At 62.9% G+C, this 20,676-nt stretch carries 23 protein-coding genes; 8 read left to right on the top strand and 15 right to left on the bottom strand.

The features are described from left to right. Positions 1–2 precede the first annotated feature (2 nt). From ASE26_RS03375 to ASE26_RS03345, 7 genes are read right to left on the bottom strand one after another with little or no spacing between them, the layout of a single operon-like run. Positions 3–653 (bottom strand): hypothetical protein, encoded by a 651-nt coding sequence (locus tag ASE26_RS03375; protein ID WP_055936614.1) that lies wholly within the window; start codon positions 651–653, stop codon positions 3–5. Then, positions 650–1,354, bottom strand: coding sequence for a hypothetical protein (locus ASE26_RS03370; RefSeq protein WP_055936617.1), 705 nt, complete (start codon positions 1,352–1,354; stop codon positions 650–652). The genes ASE26_RS03375 and ASE26_RS03370 overlap by 4 nt, the downstream gene beginning before the upstream one ends. Then, a complete protein-coding gene (locus ASE26_RS03365; RefSeq protein WP_055936620.1) occupies positions 1,341–2,303 on the bottom strand; it encodes an AraC family transcriptional regulator in 963 nt (320 codons plus the stop codon). Before ASE26_RS03365 ends, ASE26_RS03370 begins: the two co-directional genes overlap by 14 nt. A 15-nt stretch (positions 2,304–2,318) precedes the next feature. Then, a complete protein-coding gene (locus ASE26_RS03360; protein ID WP_057245589.1) occupies positions 2,319–2,852 on the bottom strand; it encodes a hypothetical protein in 534 nt (177 codons plus the stop codon). Between the two features lie 11 nt (positions 2,853–2,863). Continuing rightward, entirely contained in the window at positions 2,864–4,465 is a 1,602-nt protein-coding gene (locus ASE26_RS03355; RefSeq protein WP_055936626.1) for an OmpP1/FadL family transporter, read from the bottom strand. Positions 4,466–4,475: 10 nt separating this feature from the next. Continuing rightward, positions 4,476–5,483 (bottom strand): transporter, encoded by a 1,008-nt coding sequence (locus ASE26_RS03350; RefSeq protein ID WP_057245588.1) that lies wholly within the window; start codon positions 5,481–5,483, stop codon positions 4,476–4,478. Between the two features lie 10 nt (positions 5,484–5,493). Beyond that, positions 5,494–6,261, bottom strand: a complete 768-nt coding sequence (locus tag ASE26_RS03345; protein ID WP_055936633.1) for a C39 family peptidase — start codon at positions 6,259–6,261, stop codon at positions 5,494–5,496. Between the two features lie 447 nt (positions 6,262–6,708). Here ASE26_RS03345 and ASE26_RS03340 point away from each other — a divergent pair, with 447 nt between their 5' ends. The 4 genes from ASE26_RS03340 to ASE26_RS03325 all read left to right on the top strand — a co-directional run bounded on the left by ASE26_RS03340 (position 6,709) and on the right by ASE26_RS03325 (position 9,353). Continuing rightward, complete coding sequence (locus tag ASE26_RS03340; RefSeq protein ID WP_055936636.1) at positions 6,709–7,221, top strand: DUF6160 family protein; 513 nt, start codon at positions 6,709–6,711, stop codon at positions 7,219–7,221. Between the two features lie 121 nt (positions 7,222–7,342). Beyond that, entirely contained in the window at positions 7,343–8,035 is a 693-nt protein-coding gene (locus tag ASE26_RS03335) for a hypothetical protein (RefSeq protein WP_200953856.1), read from the top strand. Further along, a complete protein-coding gene (locus ASE26_RS03330) occupies positions 7,939–8,895 on the top strand; it encodes a DUF6160 family protein (protein ID WP_229207279.1) in 957 nt (318 codons plus the stop codon). Before ASE26_RS03335 ends, ASE26_RS03330 begins: the two co-directional genes overlap by 97 nt. Continuing rightward, complete coding sequence (locus ASE26_RS03325) at positions 8,892–9,353, top strand: hypothetical protein (protein WP_057245587.1); 462 nt, start codon at positions 8,892–8,894, stop codon at positions 9,351–9,353. Before ASE26_RS03330 ends, ASE26_RS03325 begins: the two co-directional genes overlap by 4 nt. Here the strand turns inward: ASE26_RS03325 and ASE26_RS03320 are convergent. After that, positions 9,350–10,528, bottom strand: a complete 1,179-nt coding sequence (locus tag ASE26_RS03320) for an MFS transporter (protein WP_057245586.1) — start codon at positions 10,526–10,528, stop codon at positions 9,350–9,352. The two genes, ASE26_RS03325 and ASE26_RS03320, sit on opposite strands and share 4 nt — an antisense overlap. Before the next feature lie 55 nt (positions 10,529–10,583). On the opposite strand from ASE26_RS03320, the gene ASE26_RS03315 reads away from it, so the two are divergent. The 3 genes from ASE26_RS03315 to ASE26_RS03305 all read left to right on the top strand — a co-directional run bounded on the left by ASE26_RS03315 (position 10,584) and on the right by ASE26_RS03305 (position 13,869). Beyond that, complete coding sequence (locus ASE26_RS03315; RefSeq protein ID WP_057245585.1) at positions 10,584–11,297, top strand: ABC transporter substrate-binding protein; 714 nt, start codon at positions 10,584–10,586, stop codon at positions 11,295–11,297. A 4-nt stretch (positions 11,298–11,301) separates the two neighbouring features. Next, a complete protein-coding gene (locus tag ASE26_RS03310) occupies positions 11,302–12,795 on the top strand; it encodes a dipeptidase (protein WP_057245584.1) in 1,494 nt (497 codons plus the stop codon). Between the two features lie 132 nt (positions 12,796–12,927). Next, on the top strand, positions 12,928–13,869 hold the full coding sequence (locus ASE26_RS03305; RefSeq protein ID WP_082507554.1) for a TraB/GumN family protein: 942 nt from the start codon (positions 12,928–12,930) through the stop codon (positions 13,867–13,869). On the opposite strand, the gene ASE26_RS03300 is transcribed toward ASE26_RS03305, so the two are convergent. From ASE26_RS03300 to ASE26_RS03290, 3 genes are all read right to left on the bottom strand, one after another. Next, the gene (locus ASE26_RS03300) at positions 13,866–14,198 is read right to left on the bottom strand and encodes a hypothetical protein (protein WP_055936654.1); all 333 of its coding nucleotides are present in this window, start codon (positions 14,196–14,198) and stop codon (positions 13,866–13,868) included. The two genes, ASE26_RS03305 and ASE26_RS03300, sit on opposite strands and share 4 nt — an antisense overlap. 75 nt (positions 14,199–14,273) lie before the next feature. Then, the gene (locus tag ASE26_RS03295; protein ID WP_055936656.1) at positions 14,274–14,672 is read right to left on the bottom strand and encodes a VanZ family protein; all 399 of its coding nucleotides are present in this window, start codon (positions 14,670–14,672) and stop codon (positions 14,274–14,276) included. Between the two features lie 143 nt (positions 14,673–14,815). Then, positions 14,816–16,699 carry a methyl-accepting chemotaxis protein gene (locus ASE26_RS03290; protein ID WP_156398176.1) on the bottom strand — a complete coding sequence of 628 codons (1,884 nt, stop codon included), beginning with the start codon at positions 16,697–16,699 and terminating at the stop codon, positions 14,816–14,818. 113 nt (positions 16,700–16,812) lie between these two features. On the opposite strand from ASE26_RS03290, the gene ASE26_RS03285 reads away from it, so the two are divergent. Further along, positions 16,813–17,346: a hypothetical protein gene (locus tag ASE26_RS03285; RefSeq protein WP_057245583.1), complete on the top strand. Its 534-nt coding sequence runs from the start codon at positions 16,813–16,815 to the stop codon at positions 17,344–17,346. 140 nt (positions 17,347–17,486) lie between these two features. On the opposite strand, the gene ASE26_RS03280 is transcribed toward ASE26_RS03285, so the two are convergent. The 4 genes from ASE26_RS03280 to ASE26_RS03265 all read right to left on the bottom strand — a co-directional run bounded on the left by ASE26_RS03280 (position 17,487) and on the right by ASE26_RS03265 (position 20,562). Continuing rightward, positions 17,487–18,251 carry an SDR family NAD(P)-dependent oxidoreductase gene (locus ASE26_RS03280; protein WP_055936665.1) on the bottom strand — a complete coding sequence of 255 codons (765 nt, stop codon included), beginning with the start codon at positions 18,249–18,251 and terminating at the stop codon, positions 17,487–17,489. 32 nt (positions 18,252–18,283) lie between these two features. Further along, on the bottom strand, positions 18,284–18,808 hold the full coding sequence (locus ASE26_RS03275) for a TPM domain-containing protein (protein ID WP_055936666.1): 525 nt from the start codon (positions 18,806–18,808) through the stop codon (positions 18,284–18,286). Next, positions 18,808–19,755 (bottom strand): YgcG family protein, encoded by a 948-nt coding sequence (locus tag ASE26_RS03270; RefSeq protein ID WP_057245698.1) that lies wholly within the window; start codon positions 19,753–19,755, stop codon positions 18,808–18,810. The genes ASE26_RS03275 and ASE26_RS03270 overlap by 1 nt, the downstream gene beginning before the upstream one ends. A 216-nt stretch (positions 19,756–19,971) precedes the next feature. Continuing rightward, positions 19,972–20,562, bottom strand: a complete 591-nt coding sequence (locus tag ASE26_RS03265) for a LemA family protein (protein WP_055936667.1) — start codon at positions 20,560–20,562, stop codon at positions 19,972–19,974. Positions 20,563–20,676 lie beyond the last annotated feature (114 nt).

The following is a 20,676-nucleotide window of genomic DNA, read 5'->3' as shown; positions in this document are numbered from 1 at the left end:
GCCTATTTGGCGGCTTGCGCGCGCAAGGCCTCCAGCGTGCGCGGTAGGCTGCGCTTGCTCATCATCTCGACGATCCAGCCGAAGCCGTAAGGCACCGGGCCGGGATCGGCATAGACATGGTACTCGATCAGCGTTTTGCCGCTTTCGCCTTGAATTGGCGTGAAGAGCCAGTAGCCGGAGGTGTCCGCAATGGTGTCTGCGGGTGCCACGCCGCTTGGGATCAGCTGCCAAGCCAGTTTGCATTGGGCTGCGTCAGGCTGCTGTTGCTGTTCCAGGCGCAGGCGGTATTTCTTTTGCTGTCCTAGCGGCAGGTCCAGTGTCATGTCGACCAGGACGTATCCTTCAACTTCGCCTACCGGTAGCGCGCTTTTTGTGTTCGGCATGTAGGAAGGGTAGGAAGCGTAGTCCTGCACCATCGCGCACAGGCGTGGGACGGTGGCGGGGGCCAGTGTCCAGGCGGTGAAGGCCTTGCCGGGATGGCCGGGACTGGGCGCTTCCGCCACGTGGATCGTGCCGCCGGTCAGCGAGGCCAAGTCGGGCACCGGCGGCGCAGCGGTACTCGCAGTTGCGGCGGCGGCGGCGAGAGCTGCGATCAGGGGCGACCAGCAAGCCAGGTGCGCGCGCGTTGTGGAGGGACTGAATGCGGGCTTCATCGTTTGAGCGCCAGTGTGATCACGGTACCGGTCAGGTCGATGCCGCGGATGGAGATGCTGCCGAAGGATGGTGCGCCGGCTGCCGCGCCCTGCACGCGAATGTTATTAAAGTTGATTTCCCCGATGGTGGTGGGCAGGTTCAGCGACAACGAGCCGTCGGGATTGACGGTGGTCGCTGCGCGATTCGGTGCGTACACCACATTGTGCACGCTGGCGTCCGATTCCACCACGCCGAGGATAGGATTGACCAGCTTCGCCAGGTCGCCGCTCACTTCCACCCCGTTGCGCTTCAACTGGTCGCGCACCTGCCGCACCAGGTCATCGTCGAGGCCCTGCGCGGTGACCGCGTCCAGCTCGTGCTCCGCCAGCGCCGCAAGGGAACCTTCGCGCGGCAGGATCGCTGCTTGCGCGCTGATGGCTGCAGGTGCAGCCGCCAGCGTTTCGGCCGCATAGGCCTCCAGCGGCGCGAAGATCGCCCCGATCAGCGCAGCGGCCATGCGCACACGGCGCTGCTTGAGCAGGATGTCCTGCACATGCTGGTGGGTTACCAGCTCCCATTCGGCGAAGATCTCGCCGAGGCGCTGGCCGGTCTGCCGCTGGTGTTCGATTGCGCGCTGAAGCTGCTCGTCGGTGACCAGCTTGTGCTTGACCAGCAATTGGCCAAACAGTTGCGCAGGATGCTCCGCTTTATACCATGCCATGTTTCTCTCCATGATTGGCGAGGTCGGAAGGCGTCATGCCGAACCAGCGCTTGCATGCGCGGTAAAACGCGCTCGGTTCGGAAAAGCCCAATTGGAAGCTGAGCATCTTCAGCGACAGTTCGCCAGCTTCAAGCGATTGCCGCGCCAACGCGCGCCGCGTGTCGTCCACTACGTTGGAGAAACTGGTGCCTTCCTCGGCCAGCCGGCGCTGCAAGGTGCGCTCGCTCATGGCCAGCAGACCGGCGACGGCGTCGCGGTGCGGCGGACCTTTTGGCAGCAGCGAAGCGAGGATTTCCTGCACGCGGGCGGTGAACGCCGGCGGCTGCGCTTCCGCCAGTTGCGCCAGGATCGGCTGCGGGCCACCCGGGGGCGGCATACCGCCATGGGGCAGCGCTGCCACCATGTCGGTATCGGAAAACTCCATCACGTTGTGCGGCCGGTTGAAATGCACCGGGCAGCCAAAGGTGTTTTCGAAGTACGCCGAATTGGCGGGTTCCGGAAAGGCGTATTCCACCTTGACCGGCACCGCGTCATCGCGGCCGGAGGCGCAGCGCAGGGTGCGCAGCAGCACGCACCACACAAAATCGTAGCGTTGGCGCGGCACTACGCGCTGCAAGCCGGGCAGCAGGATGCCTACGCGCGTGTGGCCGTGACAGCGCTCGATCGTGCTTTGCACGGTCGGCGACAGCAGCATGATATGCCCCATCACGCCCAGCCAGCCCAGGCGGTGCGGGGTGGAGACCTTCAGGCCGATCAGCGGATCGCCTGAATGTTCAACCACCAGCTCCCACAGGTGGCTGAGTTTGTCCGACAGCGCCAGCGCATCGCAAGCCAGGCCGTCGCCTTCATTCAGGCCGGCCTGCTCGAACAGCGCTTCCGCTTCAACGCCGGAATGGGAGAGGCGCGATTTCACACCGCGCACCAGGTGAAGAGCCGAAGAATAGCTCATGGCCTGTGCTCCCGCTTAGGGCGACACCGCGCTGCGCAGGCGCATGCCGATGCGCTGCTGCAGTTCCTGCAGCTTGGGGTCCATCACGGCACGCGTATCGGCGGCAACGCCTTCGCCCAGTTTTTTCTGCAGCTCGGGCACCATGCCTTCGAATTTCTTCTTCACCGGCGATTCGAGGATGGTGATGATCTGGCGCAGTTCTTCTTCCGTAAAGCGTTCCGCAAGCATCGGGGCCACCGTGGTTCCCACCAGCTTATGCGCGCTGGCCTGGGCCAGCGGCTTGTTCTCGTCCATGAACTGGCGGGCATCGGCCACGATCTCCTTCAGCGCGGCATCGCGCTTCTCCGGCGACACGCGTCCCTGCAGCACGGCGCGCGCCTGTTGTACCGCATCGCCTACCGGCGCCTGCAGCATCGATTCCCCGATGCTTTCCGGGTGCCATAGCTGCAGCACGCGGTTGACCAATTCCTGTTTCGCGGCCGGAACCGGCGCTGCATGCACTGAGCCCCCGATGGCCAGGGCGGCGATCATTGTCGCGAGTTTTTTCATCTCAAGCGCTCCTAGAAATGTTCAACAAGACTGAATCCGGCGTACCGGACTTTGATATCGCCGGCCACGTCCTGGCCGGCATAAGGGTTGTAAATAATGTTGAGGAATTTGCTGCTGTTCATATTGTCCGACGATTCGGCTGGCGCATTGAACTTGCCCCGCATGTAGGAAGCAGCCAGGTTCAGCTCATACTTCTTGTTGATGCGCCAGTTCATCCCGACGCTGAAAAGCTTCGTGTCCGGCAGCGGCGCGATCAGGTCGATCTTGTTGGCCGGGACCGACGTCTTGCGCGGCTCGTAGCCAAAGCGCAGCGCCAAGCGTTCAAACGGGAACAATTGCAGGCCGTAGCCCATATTCAGCACGCTCTTGTAGCCGCGCGGTATCTTCAGCTTGCCGGAGTCGGGAACGCCATACAGGCGCGCCACTTCCAGCAGCTTGATGCTCTGGTCGAATTCGAACACGAGCTGGTTCCAGTCGCTCCAGCGCGTATAGCTGGCATCCACATTCAACTGCACGTAGCGCATCGGTTTGAACTTCACGCCGACCTGCAGGTGCGCAGGGAAGGGGATGCTGGCCGACATATTGCCATGCTGGACTTCCGGGATCGACTGCGGCAAGCCAAGGATGGCGCCTGCCACGGGACCGAACAGGCTGGAATTCAGGCCTTTGACGAAGTTGCGCAGCATCGGTTCGGTTTCGAAGGTGTAATGCCCGGTATAGCGGGTCTTCGAGCCGCCCTGGTAGACCACGCCCAGCGCGAACCATGGTTTTGGTTCCCACAGCACGCCCAGGTTCAGCGTTGGATCGACCGGCGCAGTCATTTCCAGACGCATCGCGGCAGCCTTCTTGAAGGGATTGACCATGCCGGCCTTGCCGCCGCCGCACAGGCCAAAGCCGAAGGTATCGATGATGTTGCCCCCTTCTTCCGGGCACCAGCCTTCCTGCAGTTTGCCGAAGATGCCCAGCAACTGGTTGGGGAAGCGCATATGCGTGTCGACGACGAAGGCCGAGTGGGCGATCGGCACGGCGGCGCCGAAGCGCAGCGTGTCCGAAAACTTGTAGCCGACGGCAGGCGAGGCCCACACCAGCCTTTGCAGCTGGATCTGGCGGCCGTCGAAGCGGCCCGGGTCGTCCGGATCCTTGGTGCGGTCAAGGCTGATCGCCTGCGCCATATAGGAATTGGTGGCGAAGGTCCACGGCGAACCGGGATTGTTCCAGGCGAAACCGAAGGTAGGCACGATCACGCCAGGCAGGCGCCACCCCGGCATGCCGTAACCGGGCACGTACATGGCTTGCCGCATCGGCCCGGTGTGGGTGCCGCTGAGCGGGTCGTCCTTCCAGCCGCCGATATCGAAGCCGGCCGGCGCGGAAAAACCGGCACGCGCGCGGATCGACGCGCCGAACGCGGTGTGCTGCATGCTGTCGCCCTGCAGGCGAGCCAGGCCGGCAGGGTTGAAATGCACCGAGTCGATGCCGGGCGGGTCGGCCGTGACGGCGTTCCCGAGCGACATGGCCACCACGCTGGTGGTCAGGTTTTCCACCAGCGCGGCGTGCGCGGGCAGAACATGGGCAAGCGCGGCGGCACATGCCGCCAGGCGGAACGGGGCTCGCATTGCTGCCTCGTCAGAAAGCCAGCGGCAGGTTCAGGCCCACCGAGAAGTTCGGCGAGTCGCTGGTGAGGCCAATGCCAACCGACATATTGACCGTGTTCTTCGGCGACATGCGGTAACCCATGCCGAAGTTCAGGATCGCTGAAGTCTGGGTGTTGGTGCGCACGTTCAGGCCGTCGGCAAAACGCAACTTCGCGCCCTGCGCAATCGCACCCTGGAAGGACATCGTTGTAGAAATGCCATACGACAGGGCATAGGCGAAGCCCATGCCGAAGCCAAACTGTGTGCCTGGCGCTACACGGGTCAGCACGCGCGTGCCGTTGACCTGGTGCAGGCCGGTGGCCTGGGTGCTGGCCGTCAGCGACAGGGAGCCGAACAGCGCTACCGGATCGACGATGCGGTTGACGTTCATGCCGAGCGAGAGCGCAGCGACGCCACTGCCGGTTGCTTCGCCGCTGCCTGCGATGATCTTGAACGGGCTGCGGCCGGTGGGCAGGCGCAGGTTGCTGGTGGCGGTGAAGTTGGCGCGGTCGCGGCGCGCTTCCCATGGCTGGTAACGGGCGCCGATGGCGACGTCGCCCAGCGAGAACGAGGTGTTGTTGCCGTTGCGCGACTCGGAGAACTTGCCGATCACGGGCAGGGTCACGTTGGCGGTCAGGTTGTCCCGCACGCCGTAGTCGACCGACAGGGTGTTGGTGACGACGTGGGCCGACACGTTTTCGATTTCAAACAGGGTCAGGCCTTCGGCCGTAATGTCGGTGACGAGCTTTTCCTGGCCGATGTAGGTGTAATTCAAGTCGTAGGTGTACTGCGATTTGCCTTTGCGGATCAGGGAATACTGCTTGTCGACTGCGGTCAGGGTTTCTTTCAGCAGGGCGCTCTGGTCGCCTTCGCCCTCTTTTTTCGCCAGCGCATCGCGTGCCGCGGCGGTACTGGTGGCTGCCGTGCTTTCCTGCGCGCCGGCGGTCGAATGCACCAGCAGGGCGGTGGCAAGCATGAATGGCAGGTACTGATATTTCATTCGCGTTTCCTTATTGACGGTGCATCCAGGTGCGGGCCGGGCCGGAGTTGACGGCACGTTCCAGCAGTTGCGTGGTGTTGTTGAAGGGATCGAGCTGGCCATGGTTAGTGACGCGGTCCATGTCGACCACGCCCAGTTCCTGGTCATTCAGCGCCAGTTGTGCCGGTGCTTTCTGCCCGGCCGGTGCGGACAGGATGAATAAGGTGTTCTTGTCCCACAGCGTGGCGAATTCCTGTACCGAGAAGGCCAGGTTGCCGGCTGAGGGATCGGCGATGTAGACCACGCCGTTGCGTATGCCGCGCAGCACCACGAAGTGCTTGGCGCCGGCGTAGTCGATCGGCACGATGGCCGGTTCTTCCAGCGTCAGCAAGTCCTTCACTTCGGCCTTGTAGCCGGCGGCGGGCACGTTGAGCGAAGCGGCGTAGCGCTTCATGTCCAGCAGCGAAAAGCCGCGGCGCTCGATGATCTTTTCCTTTTCGCCCTTATCCAGCATGCCTTCCATGGCTTGCTGTTCGGTGACGTCGAGGCCGAGGTGGAATTTGAGGATGGTGACCAGCGCCGCCGAACCGCAGCTGTAGTCGTAAGCCTGGCGCACGATGTGGCGGTATTTGAGCTCGGAGAACGGCTCCATGCTCACGGCCTGCGAGTAGCTGCCGCCGCCGAGCATGGTTTGCGGCATCTCGTACTGGTCTTTGGGACGCTCCTGCACGTCGTGGCGCGAGAGGGCGGCGGAACCGCCAATCAGGGCTGCCAGGACCCCCATTAACAGCATCAGCATGGCAGCTCCCGATCGTTGGGGTAAGCGCTGCCCTTGCGCGTCGCGCGCGCGTCGAATTCTGCACCCATGGCGTCTCCGTTATTAATTTGGACGAACGTTCGTCCTTGCTCTTTTGTTATTTATTTACGCACGTTTCACGCAGCGCACGTTGCATAAAAATTAGATGCACACCTCTAGTTCGCACACGAAAACTTATGCTAATGCAGGCAACATGCGGCGAACGGCGCTCTTCCTCTGGCTGGCTCCCCAGGACAAGCGTTTGGCCTGTGCGGTCAGTGTGAAACGCTAGACCCTTTCCGGTGGCGCCACCTATCATAAATTTAATTAATATTGCGACAATATTAAGACGGTGCCTCGCTGCACCGGGCCCACCAGGCCCGCGACCGGCAAGGAGGCATACAGGAGCAAGACCAAACGACAATTCTTATTCGAACGGAGATCAACGATATGAAACGCATTACCACCGCTGTAGCAATCGCCCTGTCCACCCTGGCCCTGTCGGCATCGGCCATGACCCCGATCAAAGACGCAGAACTGAGCGCCGTTACCGGCCAGGACGGCGTGTCGATCGGCGCCAACCTGAACGTCAAAGTCGAATCCTTCGTCTACACCGACACCGACGCAGTGGATGCCAACGGCCTGGGCGGCGGTTCGGTGAGCTTCAACGGCATCAAGGTCAATGGCCTGATCGCTGCGACCATCGACATCCTGTCGCGCAATTCGTTCCTGCAGGCTGCCGGCGCTGCCGGCGTGACCAACCCAGGCACCTTCTACAACCCGGCAACCGGCGGCGACGTGGTGCAAATCGCGATCCCGGCCGACGTGCAGGTGGCAGCAGGCAAACTGCTGAACATCTCCGTTGACGCAATCAAGATGGGCGGCAGCAATGCTTCCTACGGTTCGATGGCCATGAACCAGCTTGACCTGCGTGGCACCCAAGTGTGGATCTGGGCACACTAATCGCAGTTGCGGCCGTGGGAGCGGCCGCTCTGCGACTTTCCTGATGATGGAATCCCGTCTCTTTGCGGCCGCCCTGGCGGCCGTCTTTTTCTGCGCACCGGCTTCTGCGCAGCTGCGGCCCATGAGCGACGACGACTTGTCGCGCGCACGCGGGCAGGGCTTGCTGGCAGTGAGCAACAGCACGCTTGGCGGCTTTGATTTCACGCGCATCGCGCTGGATGCGGACGTGGAATTGAATGCCAGCCTGCGACATATCCGCCTGGGCGATTACCGCTTTCCTTCGCGTGAAGGGACCGGCGCCGATATCGACATGCCCTCGCTGCAGTTCGGGCAGAACGGCAGCAAGGTCTCGATTACCGATCCGTACTTCGAAGTCGTGTACCGCAACACCGGTGATACCGCTGCACCGCGCGAAGTGGTGGGCATGCGCATGGGCTTCGACAGCATCAAGGGCGATGTGGGCCTGAAGGTGAACGGTCTTTCCGGTTCGCTGCTGGTGAGCGGCGTCGACGCGAACGGCCAGCCGGCAACCATCGATTCGCATGCCGATGCGGGCGGCGGCAAGCGCTGGGATGGCGCCAGCTCCCTGGTCGGCGTGCGCGCGGGCGATGCCTCCGGGCCGAGCCGGGATTTCTGGATCTCCGTACTGAAGTCGGGTGTGCAGTTCCAGGCGCCGAGCGGCACGACGCAGATGCCCGATGCAGCCCAGTCGGGCGTATGGCTGAACTGGCGCGACAAGCTGGTGTCGCTTACCAACCTGCCTGCGGCACCGGTTCCGGCACCGGTAGCACCGCTCATGCCGGGGGGGCGCTGATGCTGGGCGCGCGCAGCTCCCTGCTGGCCGCGTGCATCGCGCTGGCGTCACCGCTGGCGCTGGCCGGCGGCCTGCGCCCACTGAACGACAGCGCCCTTTCCGACGTGCGGGGGCGCGACGGCGTCAGCTTCGACCTGAATGGCTTTTCGATGAATGGCGACCTGCGCGTGACGTATACGCGCCCGGACGGCGCCAGCATCTGGGCTGGCAACCCCAGTGCATCGCGCAGCGACAGCGCGACACCATTCTCGGATCCCTACCGCTTCGACATCTTACGCAGCAATAACGGCCTGGCCGACGTCGCGCAATTCAGCCTGCCGCAAAACGTCAACGGCGAGCAGAAATGGCAGCTTGCCCACGACTTCGGCGTCAACGCCGATGGCATCGACCGCGATGGCGGCGCAATTGTGGTGAGCGACCTGGCCTTGTACGGGGGCGGCTGGCAGTTCTCCACGCCACGCACCCAGGACGGCCTGGCCCTGGGCGTGGCGATGCGCATGGAAATCGGCCAGTGGGCGCTGCGCCCGAACGGACGCGCCAATACGGTAGGCCAGCTGGCGCTCGACAACATCCGCATCGGAGCCACCGACGAAAACGGCAACTTCACCGGACAGCCATGGGTAATCGCCGACGTCGCGCGCCAGCCGGCGCTGGTCAATGCCCTGGCCGACGAAAATGGTCCGCGCCTGCACATCGGCATCGGCGCGCCGGACGCGCAGTACGGCACCGGCCAGGCAGCCAGCGGCGGCATTGAGATCGGCAAGATCAGCTTCACAGCGCCAAGTGGCAATATGGACCTGGGTTCTTCCCGCATCGGCAATATCCAGATCAACTACCTTGATATCAAATTCCGCCAATGACGAGACTCGCCGCACTGTTGCTGCTGCTTCCGGCCATGCTGCAGGCCGCGCCGCCCAAGCCGCTTGAAGACAGCGAACTTTCCGGCGTCAGCGCCCGCGACGGCATCAGCTTCGCGGCCCACGTGGTGGTGAACGATCCGACCCTGGTCGGCGCCGTAACCGACAGCCGCCTCTCGCTTGGCTTCCATGATGGCGGGCAGCCGCGCTACATCGTGCTGCGCAATGTGCGCGGCACGGTCGACATGTTTGCCGTCGGCCTCAATGTGCAGGCAAGGCCCGACGGTAACGGCGACTACATCGCCATTACGCTGCCGTCGCAAATGCGCTACACAAATTTCGGCTTCGAATCAATGAGTGTGCAAAACGACCCCAATGCCGCCGTCACCGGCAATCTTGGCAGCGTCAATATCAACGGCAGCCTGCAGATGCAGGGCGAGTTCCGGATGTGGGCGCATTAATCGCGACGTTCGGTGGCAAACAGCGCCAGCGCCAGCAGCGGGAACGACAGGCCTGCCAGCAGCACGCCATTCCAGCCATGATGCGCCCAGGTCCAGCCGCCGAGCCACGAGCCGAAGGCTCCCCCGGCGAAGAAGATCGAGATATACAGGCCATTGAGGCGGCTGCGCATTTCCGCGCCCAGGGCAAAGATGGCGCGCTGTCCCAGCACCAGGTTGCCCGAAGCTCCCATGTCCAGCACGATCCCGCAAAACACCAGCAGCACCAGCGTGAAGTCGCGGCTGCCGTGCAGCAGCAGCGGCGCGGCAAACGCCGCCGCGGCGGCCAGCAGCGCCATCAGGGTCGTCGAACGGGACTTGCCCTGGTCGGCGCGCCGTCCGGCGATCGGCGATGCAATCGCACCGGCTACGCCCAGCAGAGCAAAGACCGCGATGCCGGTTTGCGAAAGGTTGAAGGCGGGGCTGGCCAGCACCAGCGGCACCGTGGTCCAGAACAGGCTGAAGGCGCCGAACATGCAGGCCTGGTAGGCGGCGCGGCGGCGCAGGACCGGCGTGGTGCGCAACAGCGTCCACATGGAGGCCAGCAGCGCACCGTAGCGATAACCGCCCTCGGGCCGGCGCTGCGGCAGGCGCAGTTGCAGCACCACTGCCAGTGCGGCGATGGCCGCTGTGGAGATGAAGAAGATCGCATGCCATCCCAGTGCATCGGTCACCAGGCTGGAAACGGGCCGCGCCAGCATGATCCCCAGCAGCAGCCCGCTCATCACCGTGCCGACCGTCTGCCCACGGCGCTCCGGCGCCGACATGTGCGCGGCAAACGGCACCAGTACCTGCGCCGCTGCCGAACAAAGCCCGATGAAGAAGGCGGCGGCAAGGAAGGTCGCCGCATTGCCCGCCAGCGCCGCGCCCAGCAGCGCCAGCGAGGTTGCGCCTAGCAGCGTCACGGTCAGCCGGCGGTTTTCCAGCAGGTCGCCGAGGGGCACGATAAAAGCCAGGCCAAGGCAATAGCCGACCTGGGTCAGCGTGACGATCAGGCCTGCCGCGCCGGGATCGATCCCGGTGGCGCGACTGATCGGGCCCACCAGCGGCTGGGCGTAATACAGGTTGGCGACTATCAGGCCGCTGGCAACAGCCAGCAGCAAGATCATGGCGGGGGTGATCTGGTGCGCTTGTTTCATGCGGGTGCAGGATAGCACTGAAACAAAAAGGCTGCTGGTGGGTTAATATTTCTAAATGAAAGCCATTTCCGCCATCACGCTCGCCCTTTTGACTGCCGCTTCGGCACGTGCCGAAAAAGTCATCATACTGGTCGACACCGGCACTGAAATGCCGATGGCAGATATCCGCAACGGCGAAGTGGTGGGCGGCATCCACAAGGACCTGGCGCTGGCGCTGGCGCAAAAAATGGGTCGCACACCGGTCACGCTTTCGATGCCTCGCAAGCGCATCTCGATGGCGCTCGAAGCGGGGCAGGGCGACGTACTGTGCATGTACCTGCCCGAGTGGCTGCCGGGGCGTTTCGGCTGGACGCAAGCGTTCATGCCGCAGACCGAAACAGTCATCACTTCACTGACAGTGGCGCAGCCCCAAAGCCTGCTCGACCTGTGGGGCCAGCCGATCGGCACCGTGCTTGGCTTCCAGTATCCGGAAATGGAGAAAGCCATGGGCACCGGCTTCGTTCGCACCGATGCCCATTCCAACCTGGCCAACTTGCGCAAGCTGGCAGCCGGCCGCCTGCGCCACGTCGCCACCATCAAATCGTTTTACGACTACCAGTTGCACAAGGGCGAAAAAGTCAACGTCCATGAACCGCTGGTAGTGCGCAGCTACCATACGCGCTGCGCCGTTTCGGAAAAGGGCCGCGTGGCCCTGGCGGAAGTCGATGCCGCCATCACCCAGTTGCTGCGCGAAGGCGCCATCAACAAAATCCTGTCCAACTACCAATAGCATAATGATCAAGAGACTTGCACTAGCCACTACGCTAGCTTTTGCCACAGCCCATGCCGCTCCCCTCAGCAGCGATGCCACCGCAACCGCGCGCTACGCCCGCCAGACCTATGGCGAGAAGGTGATCGAGAGCCTGGCGAACATGGTCAGCTTCAACACCGTCGCCGACCAGAAGGTGCCGTTCGAGAAGAACCCCCAGCACATCGGCTTCAAGCGCTTCATCAAGCAGGAAGCATCGCGCCTGGGGCTGGACTTTACCGACCATGGCTACATCATGGTGGTCGGCCTGGGCGAAGGCAAGGAACGCGTTGGCGTGATCACCCACGGCGACGTGCAGCCGGTTGACCCGGGCAAGTGGAAGCAGTCGCCGTTCAAGCTCGATCGCAGCAGCGAACCGGGCCTGCTGCTGGGGCGCGGCACCGAAGACGACAAGGGCCCGATCGCCACCGCCATGTATGCGATGAAGGCGATCAAGGACCGCAATGTGCTGCTGAAAAAGCGCATCGAGCTGTATATCTACATGGCAGAGGAATCGGACTGGGCGCCGCTGGAAGCCTTCCTCAAGACTCATACGCCGCCGCAAACCAATATCACCATCGACGCCGAATATCCCGCAGTGACGGCGGAAAAAGGCTGGGGCGCGGTACGCGTCACCTTGCCGGACATGGCGCCGGCGCCGGGTAGCGGTGCGGTCGTCCAAAGCTTCACCGGCGGCTTCTTCGACAGCCAGATTCCGGAAGATGCGCGGGCCGTCATCGACAACGCCGACCCGGCGCTGGAACTGGCGATCCGCACCCGCGCCGCTCAGCAGAAGGGCATGAGCTACCAGTACGCATGGCAGGGCACGCGCCTGACCGTCACCGGCAAGGGCCTTGCCGCCCACTCCTCGAAACCGGAAGACGGCGTCAACGCCATCGCCATGCTGGCCGATGCGCTGGACGTGCAGCACTGGGGCGCCAGCCAGGCCGGCATGATGGTCGATTTCGTCAACGACATGATCGGCACCGGCCTGCAAGGTGAGCGGTTCGGCAAGATTGCCTACAGCGATGACTTCATGGGTCCGATGACCGTGTCGCCAACCACCTTGAAGGCGAGCGACACGGGACTGGTGTTGGGCATCAACCTGCGCCGTCCGCGCGGAAAAACAACAGCCCAGCTGACTTCGGAAATCAACCAGGCATTCGATGTGTGGAAGGCGGAAAACCAGCCGCGCGCCACCCTGGCCGCGCAGATCGGCGAGCCCTGGATACAGGACAAGGCGCCGCAGTTGCCGACCCTGATGAAGGTGTTTTCGCACTACACCGGCGTCAAGGATCCACAGCCGGTTTCAGTCGGCGGCGGCACCAATTCACGCCTGTTCCCGCGTGCCGTCAGCTTCGGCCCGACCATGCCTGGCAAGGTCTATACCGGCCACTCCGAGCACGAGCATATGACGGAAAAGCAATTACTTCTCAACCTGGAAATGTACACCGCGGTGCTGGTGGAATTAGCGAAGTAATTGTCGACATTGTTGGTGAAATGAGTATTGCCTTACGGCAGTAAATGACATTACCATGGGCAACAAGGCTTTCGCACTGGAAGCCTACAGCCCATGCCTGGCTGCGACACAGGCATCCCATGAAAAGATGCCATGTTCCGCAAGCTTGTCTTCCTGACTGCATTGTCATTTTCCTTGTCGGCACACACCATGGATATGAGTATCCCGCCGGCGAATTCCGCCGCGTCCGCCGATGCCCTCCAGGTCAACGATGTGCCGCGCCGCGGCTCGCTGTACCGTGTGCATCACGAAGGCAAAACTTCTTACCTGTTCGGCACCATCCACGTGGGCAAGCAGGATTTTTTCCCGCTCGAGCCTGAAGTGACCGAAGCGCTGGCCAAGTCCAGTTCGCTGGTGCTGGAAATCGATGTGCGCGCCAGTGCGCCTTACTATCGGGCGCTGGAACGCCACGGCCAATATCCGGCCGGGCAATCGATCCGCGACCATCTGTCGCCGGCTGCACTGGCCAGGCTGCAGGTAGCGCTCGACAAGGTCAAGCTGCCGCTGTCGAGCGTCCAGCATTACCGCCCCTGGGTGGTGGCGAATATCCTGGTCGGGCAGGAGATCGAAAAGAGCGGTTTCAACCGCGGCCTGGGTGTGGAAGGCTATTTGCTGAGCAACGCCACGCAGCAGAAGAAACCCTTGCAGGAACTGGAGACCGCGGACTACCAGCTCGGCCTGTTCGCCTCATTGAGCGACGCGCAACAGGAAGCCTACCTGCTGGAAAATATCGCCGATATCGACAGCGGTGCGGCGCTGCGCAAATCGGCTGGCCTGGTGGAGGCATGGGGCGCTGCAGATGCGTCGCGCATCGCGACGCTGACGCGCGAGTTGACCACGGGCGACTCGGTGTCCGCCCGCTTCATGGACCGCACTTTGCTGGGCAAGCGCAATCCGGAAATGGCAGCGAATATTGAAGCGATCATGCGCAAGGGCGACGCCTTCATAGGCATCGGCCTGTTGCACCTGGTCGGCGACAAAGGCGTGCCGGCTTTGCTGCGCCAGCACGGCTACCAGGTCGAAAAGGTCTACTAGTATTTCGGGCTGGTGCTCAGCGAACCGCTCGAATAGCGGACATTGTCGCCCACGCGATAGCTGGGCATGCTGTCCACATTCAAGGTTTCGATTGAACCATCCGCCTTTTTCACAGTGACGCGGTAACCACCGGCGCTGCCGGCCGCAGCTGCGCCAACCGCGCCGCCGGCCGACATCGCGCCTGCCGGATCGATCGACTGTACCACGCCATCCCAATTGGCGGCCACCGAGCTGTTGCTGCCTTCATCCACACTGGCGGTTTTCTTGCTGCTGTCATGGGCGCAGCCCGCCAGGGCCAGGCTCACCAGCATGATTACGGAAAGTTTCATACATCCTCCATAAGAAGCCACGTAAGGTCCGCGCGTCCGGGAAGTGTACGCCGTTCCGAAAACGGCCGACGCACTTCAAGCAGCAGGATGCTTACGCAAGCTCCACAAGGCCCACATCACGGTCGAGGCAATGATCGCGGCTGCCATGTCGACCAGCCAGTCGTCGACTGAGCCATGGCGGTAAGGGAAGAAGGATTGAACGATCTCATCGATGGCGCCCATGATGGCGATGCCGGATACGGCCTTCAGCGCGCGCTGCGCCGGCTCGCCTTGGCAGCCGGTAAACAGCAAGAAAGCCAGCACCGAATAGCCAAAGCTGTGCAGCACCAGGCCGCTGGCGTATTCTGCCGCTTCAGCGCGGGCACCGGGGATCGATCCGATAATGCAGTTAAGCACGAACAAGGTGATGGCGCCCCAGAAACGCAAGCGTGCGTGGGCGTCGCTGAGGAACAGCAGGGTCAGGAATTTTTGCATGGGTGGGAAGATACCACGGAAGCGGTTGCGCCGGCACTAGGCCGGCGCACCTTCTGCCGCCACGCATATCGATTGCGTGTGCAGCAGATGAGTCCATTATAGGGATTGGCTGTGACAGCACCATGACATAAATCAAGCTTCGGTCAAACTTTGAAGAATGCAACAGCGTCGAGCAGGGTATCGGCCTGGCCCGTCAATTCTTCGGCGGTGGCTGCAAGCTGTTCGGCCGCGGCGGCATTGCGCTGGGTGGTGTCGCTGAGCTGGTTGATCGCTTCGCTGATCTGGCTGGCGCCGCTGCTTTGTTCGCGCGATGCCGCGTTGATTTCCTGCACCAGTTCGGAAGTCTTGCGGATGCCGGGCACGATCTCCTTCAGCAGCATGCCGGCCTGGTTGGCCACCGCGACGCTGTCCTGCGCCACCCCGCTGATCTCCTGGGCGGCGGCCTGGCTGCGCTCGGCCAGCTTGCGCACTTCCGCCGCCACCACCGCGAAGCCCTTGCCATGTTCGCCTGCGCGCGCCGCCTCGATGGCGGCGTTCAGCGCCAGCAGGTTGGTCTGGTAGGCGATGTCGTCGATGATGGCGATCTCGCGGGTGATCTGCTGCATCGCCGTGGCGGTGCGTGCCACGGCATCGCCGCCTTCCACCGCATAGACGGCGACGCGTGCCGCCATGTCGTCGGTGACGCGCGAGTTCTCATGGTTCTGGAAAATCGAGGCGCTCATTTCTTCGATCGATGCGCTGGTCTGTTCCACACTGGCCGCCTGCTCGGTGGAGCTGGTGCTCAGGGCCTGTGCGGTGGCGCTGGCTTGTGCCGCCGCATTGGCCAGCGCATCTGCCGATTGGCGCACGCTGGTCACGGTGGCGTGCAGGCGCTGCGCCATGTCCTGCACCATATAGGCCAGGCTGCGGCGATCGTCCTTGTGCAAGCGCATGCGCTGCGTGAGGTCGCCTTGCGCGACCTGGTGCAGCACCTCGCATACCTCCGATGGCTCGCCGCCAATCTGGTAGACCAGGTGGTGGCTGATCGCGTAGCCGGCCAGGATCGCCAGCGAAGCAATGGCGATGATGCCTCCGGCCAGCAATTGACGGGTCTCATCCTGCGCATGCAGGCGCTGCTCGATGTGGGAAGACAGCAGGGCAAAGGCCGCATCGTCCGCGCTGAATTGCTGGTCGATGGCGCGGGTGGTGGCGCCAATGTAATCCGGCGCGGCGTATTCCAGCGTGTCGGCCATGACGATGCGCGTGCGTGCCAGCTCCGTCACTTCGGCGGCGGCGGCAGCGGCGGCGGCGACCGGGATATCGAGCTTCTGCTTCAGTACGGGATTGGCGGCATAAGCCTTGCCGATGGTGCGCTGCATGCTGGCGCTGGCATGGCGCGCCTTGCTGAGCAGGCTGTACATGATGGCGCGGCCTTCGATATCGATCTTGCGCGTGGCCAGGAATCCGGCGCCGCGCGCACGCATCTGTCCCAGGTCTTCCGCCACGCGCGGCAGGTCGAAATAGGTGGCGCGCATCAGGTAATAGGAATCGGCATCGGGATCGAGCGAGAGGCCGGACTGGTCGGCCAGTTGTTCGATGAAGAGCAGGGTAAATTCACACAGTGCGGTATGGCGTTCGTAACTTTCTACTGTAGCCAGGCTGCGCGTGCTGACGTCGCGCGCCAGCGCAGTCCATTCGTCGCGGATGCGGGCGAGCATTTTGTGCTCCTGCCCATCGCCATCGGTAAGCATTGTTGACATGCCTAGCAGCAGGCGATTGACTTCCGCTTCTTTGGCGCTGCGCTCGCTGGCCAGCTGGCCGGCGCCAACGAAGGCGGCTGACAGGCCGCGGTGCTGCTGGATGCTTTGCAGGAGGTCGAGGGCCTGGGCGCCGGGTTTGAGCCCGGTCTGTTCGAGTGTGGAAAAATGGATGCTGTGGCTGTTCTCACGCAGGAACAGATAGGACGGCGGCGCGACCAGCAGCACGCCCAACATTCCCAGCAATAGAAAACGTTGCCATAGCTTCATCCTATCGAGCAGGGTGGCCACCGCGTTCTCCCAGGATTGGCAGGTCTCGACAGTGTAGCTGGGAATTACGCGGCCCGATACCGCCAGGCGCGCTATAATTCCGCGCGGAAAAATTGCTTATTACTCAACTAATCATGAAAAATATTACTGTATTCGTAGGACTCTTGCTAGCGGTTGGGCTGGCGCAAACTGCATCGGCAGCTGGCAAAGTGCCCCTGCTCAAGCGCAGCGCTGCCATGCAATGTGCAGAGCGCAAGATTGAACTGAAGGGCGAATGTTTCCAGCAAGATGGCATTGCCGGCTTGTCCTGTACCAAGCAGAGCCTGAGCATCAGCGATATCGCCACCGGTCGCGAACTGGGTAGCCAGGTTTTCAAGCCTGCCGCGTTGCAGCCGGGCGAAGCCTATCCTGTCATTGCAGAGCGCCTGAGCGAGGTCACCTGTGCTGAGACTCCGTCCAGGGAGAAGTTCATCGTGATCATGATGAGCAATGGCGGCAACTGCGCCCAATGCGAATGGCAACAGGTGTACAGCTGGGACGGCAAAGTGCTGGGTTCGAGCCTGGATGCCAGGAAGAACCCGGCAATCAAGGCAGCATTGAAGGGGGCGACAGGCAAAGGGGCCAAGACGCTTGGCAGCGGCGACCTGTATATCTACGTGCCCGAGTAAGCAAAAAAAAAGCCCGCTGGTTAAAGCGGGCTTAAACTATTTTCTTGGAGGAGAATAGTGGAGACATGTGCAATTATGGTGCGCCGCCGCATATCAGTCCAATTTTTGTTTCCGATAATCGTTATTCATATTCCGTATAACTATTCTTTAACTGGTACAACGTAATTCAGCGCCAAGCGGCCACCATCAACGAACAGCGTCTGACCGGTCATGTAGCTGGCATCGTCGCTAGCGAGGAAAGCGCATATGGAAGCGACCTCTTCCGGCTCGCCGCAACGCCCCAAAGGAGTGCGCGACAAAATGGTGCGTTTGGCTTCCGGGCTGGCCAGGACCGCCTGTTTTGCCAGTTCGGTCAGGATGGTGCCCGGGCCAATACCGTTGACGCGGATACCATAAGGCGCCAGGTTCAGCGACATCACCTTGGTCAATTGATTGACGCCGCCTTTCGACACCACGTACGGCACCTGGTCCGGGATCGCCAGTTCCGAGTTCACACTTGACATATTGATAATGCAGCCGCTTTGCTGCTTGACCATTTCGCGCGCCACGGCCTGGCCGCACAGGAACATGGACTTCAGGTTAATGCCAAGCACCCGGTCGAAATCGGCTTCCGCCAGGTCGAGGAAGCTGCATTTGTGGGTCACGCCCGCGTTGTTGACCAGGATATCGATGCGGCCGAAAGCGGCCAGCGTGGCAGCGACCAGCGCGTCGACATCGGCTTTCTGGCTGACGTCCGCGGCGAAGAAGCGGGCCTGCCCACCCAGGGCTTCGGCGGCCTGGGCGCCTTCCGGCTTGATGTCCACCAGCATGACCTTGGCCCCTTCGGTAATGAGGCGCTGGGCGCAGGCCAGGCCGATACCCTGGGTGGCGCCGGTGACGATGGCTACTTTATTCGTTAATTTCATGTTGCTTCCGCTTGTCGGTTAGGAAGCTTATTTTAGAGGATGACCGCGTCGTTGGGCAGTTGGTTGGGGCGTTTGCCGTCGGCCGGGTAGTGGCGCGCCAAGAGCGTATTGAGCTGTTCCAGCGCGGACAGGGTGGGGGAGTGGTAGTCGCCCTGGGCGAAACCGGTGGTCATGGTGCGGCAGATGGTTTGCCATTCGGTGTCTGCGACCAGTTTGCCGACGTGGCGGTCGGCGACAATATCGACCTCGCGCGCCGCCAGGTTGATGTAGATGAGGACTCCGCAGTTCTCTTCGGTATCCCACACGCCGTATTGGGCGAACAGGGCGCGGGCGCGCTGGCGGTTGCTCATGTTGTGGAAGGCCGAGCGGGCGTCCAGTCCCGGTTCCACGATCAGGCGCACTTCGGCGCGGTGGCGTTGCTCGCCCAGCGTGATGGCTTGTTCGATCGCCTGCAGCGTGGCCGGCGGGAAGGCGCGTTTGCCGGCGCCGGTGCCGCTAACCATATGGCGCCAGGCGCGTTGGCAGCGGCCGAAGAAGGAAGTTGCTTCGGTCGTCATCACCAGTCTCCCGAGGCGCCGCCGCCATCGAAGCTGCCGCCGCCACCGCTAAAGCCGCCGCCACCGAAATCGCCACCGCCGCCCCAGCTGCCGCCGCTGCTGCCGCGATTTGCGGCGGCACCCAGGGCGTTGCCCAGCGCGGCGCCAATCAGCACGCCGGTGGCATCCGATCCCCAGCCACCGCGCCGCAGGCCGCGGCGCGAACCGCCGCGCATCATGGGCAGGACGACGAAGACGCCAAACAGCAGCAGGGGAAACAGCCAACCCGCCGACCAGCTGCCACCTTCAGCGCGGCGGCCACCCTGGCCCGTGCCGTTGTCCGGGCCGCCGGGTGCGCGTGCGTTGCCGCTGCTGTCCGCCGCGCTGCGCGCCGTGCCCGCGCCGCCACTGCCGGCAATCGCGCCTGCGCCGGCCGCTTCCGCCATGCCGGCCATACCGCCACTTCCAGCGGCCGCACCGCCAGCCGCAGCGCCCGGCGCAGCAGGGAAGCGTTCCTTATCCAGCAAAGCAGCGATCGAACTCACACCGGCCGCCAGCCCGCCATAAAAGTCGCCTTGCCGAAAATGCGGTGCAATCACATCCTGCAAAACGCGTTTTGACTGGGCATCGGTCAGCGTCCCCTGGACTCCGCGGCCGGCCTCGATCCGCAGCCTGCGCAGGGCGGACGGATTATCCTTGGACACCACCAGCAGCACGCCATCGTCAACGCCCTGACGCCCGAGCTTCCAGGCATCCGCCACGCGGATGCTGTATTGCTCGATCGCTTCCGGCGCCGTGGAAGGCAGCAGCAGGATGGCAATCTGGCTGCCCGTTTTGCGCTCGTAATCGGCCAGCACGCCGTCAAGGGCCGAGCGCTGCTGCGCGGTCAGCATGCCTGCCTGGTCGGTAACGCGCGCCGCATGTGCCGGCACCGCAACGAAGCCGTCGGCCGCGCGGGCGCCGGTCATGACAAGAACCAGCAGCGCGAGGATCGCCAGCCCGGCCACCACCCTTAGCCACGGGGAGCCGGGCAGGATAGTCCAGCGCCGCGCATTCTCCGCCAGGCCGCCGGTACGGCGCGCCAGGTCGCGGTCCAGCAGCGGATCGCTCAACCGATCTTCGTCGCGGCTGGAAGCCTTGCCGCCGCCGCGCGTTTGCCGAGGTGTGGTCGCCATTGCGACTCCTTACTTCTTGTTGAAGTCCACCGTTGGAGCGTTTGAAATGGATTTCTCGTTCTCGACAGTGAAGCTGGGCTTCACGTCATAGCCGAACATCTTCGCTGTCAGGTTGGTCGGGAAGCGCCGCGCCAGGATATTGAAGTCCTGCACCGAGGCGATGTAACGCTGGCGCGCCACGGTGATGCGGTTCTCCGTGCCTTCGAGCTGCGATTGCAGGTCGCGGAAGCTGGCATCCGCCTTCAGCTCGGGATATTTTTCGGCCACCACCATCAGCCGCGACAAGGCATTGGTCAATTCACCCTGCGCCTGCTGGAATTTCTGCAGCGCGCCGGGATTATTCAGCACTTCAGGCGTCACCTGCATGCTGGTGGCAGAAGCACGCGCCTTGGTCACCGCCTCCAGCGTTTCACGCTCGTGGGAGGCGTAGCCCTTGACCGTATTGACCAGGTTCGGGATCAGGTCGGCCCGCCGCTGGTACTGGTTGACCACCTCGCCCCACTGGGCCTTGACCGCTTCGTCCTTGGCCTGGAAATCGTTGTATCCACAGCCGGACAAGAGAACCGTCGCCAGCACACCCATTGCCAGAAAGTTTCGCATTATTCGCCCCTTGGAACGTATTATCGAAATATACACGCAATCGACCGCAGGCCATGTGCGGCAGTGCACACACCCGGCCCGTTATAATGTAGGGTTTGCAACGCAAAGAATAAA

The organism is Duganella sp. Root198D2, assembly GCF_001428585.1.
Taxonomy (GTDB): Bacteria; Pseudomonadota; Gammaproteobacteria; order Burkholderiales; family Burkholderiaceae_D; genus Rugamonas.
The sequence above is the reverse complement of the archived record's forward strand: the minus strand, read 5'-3'. Positions and strand labels throughout refer to the sequence as shown.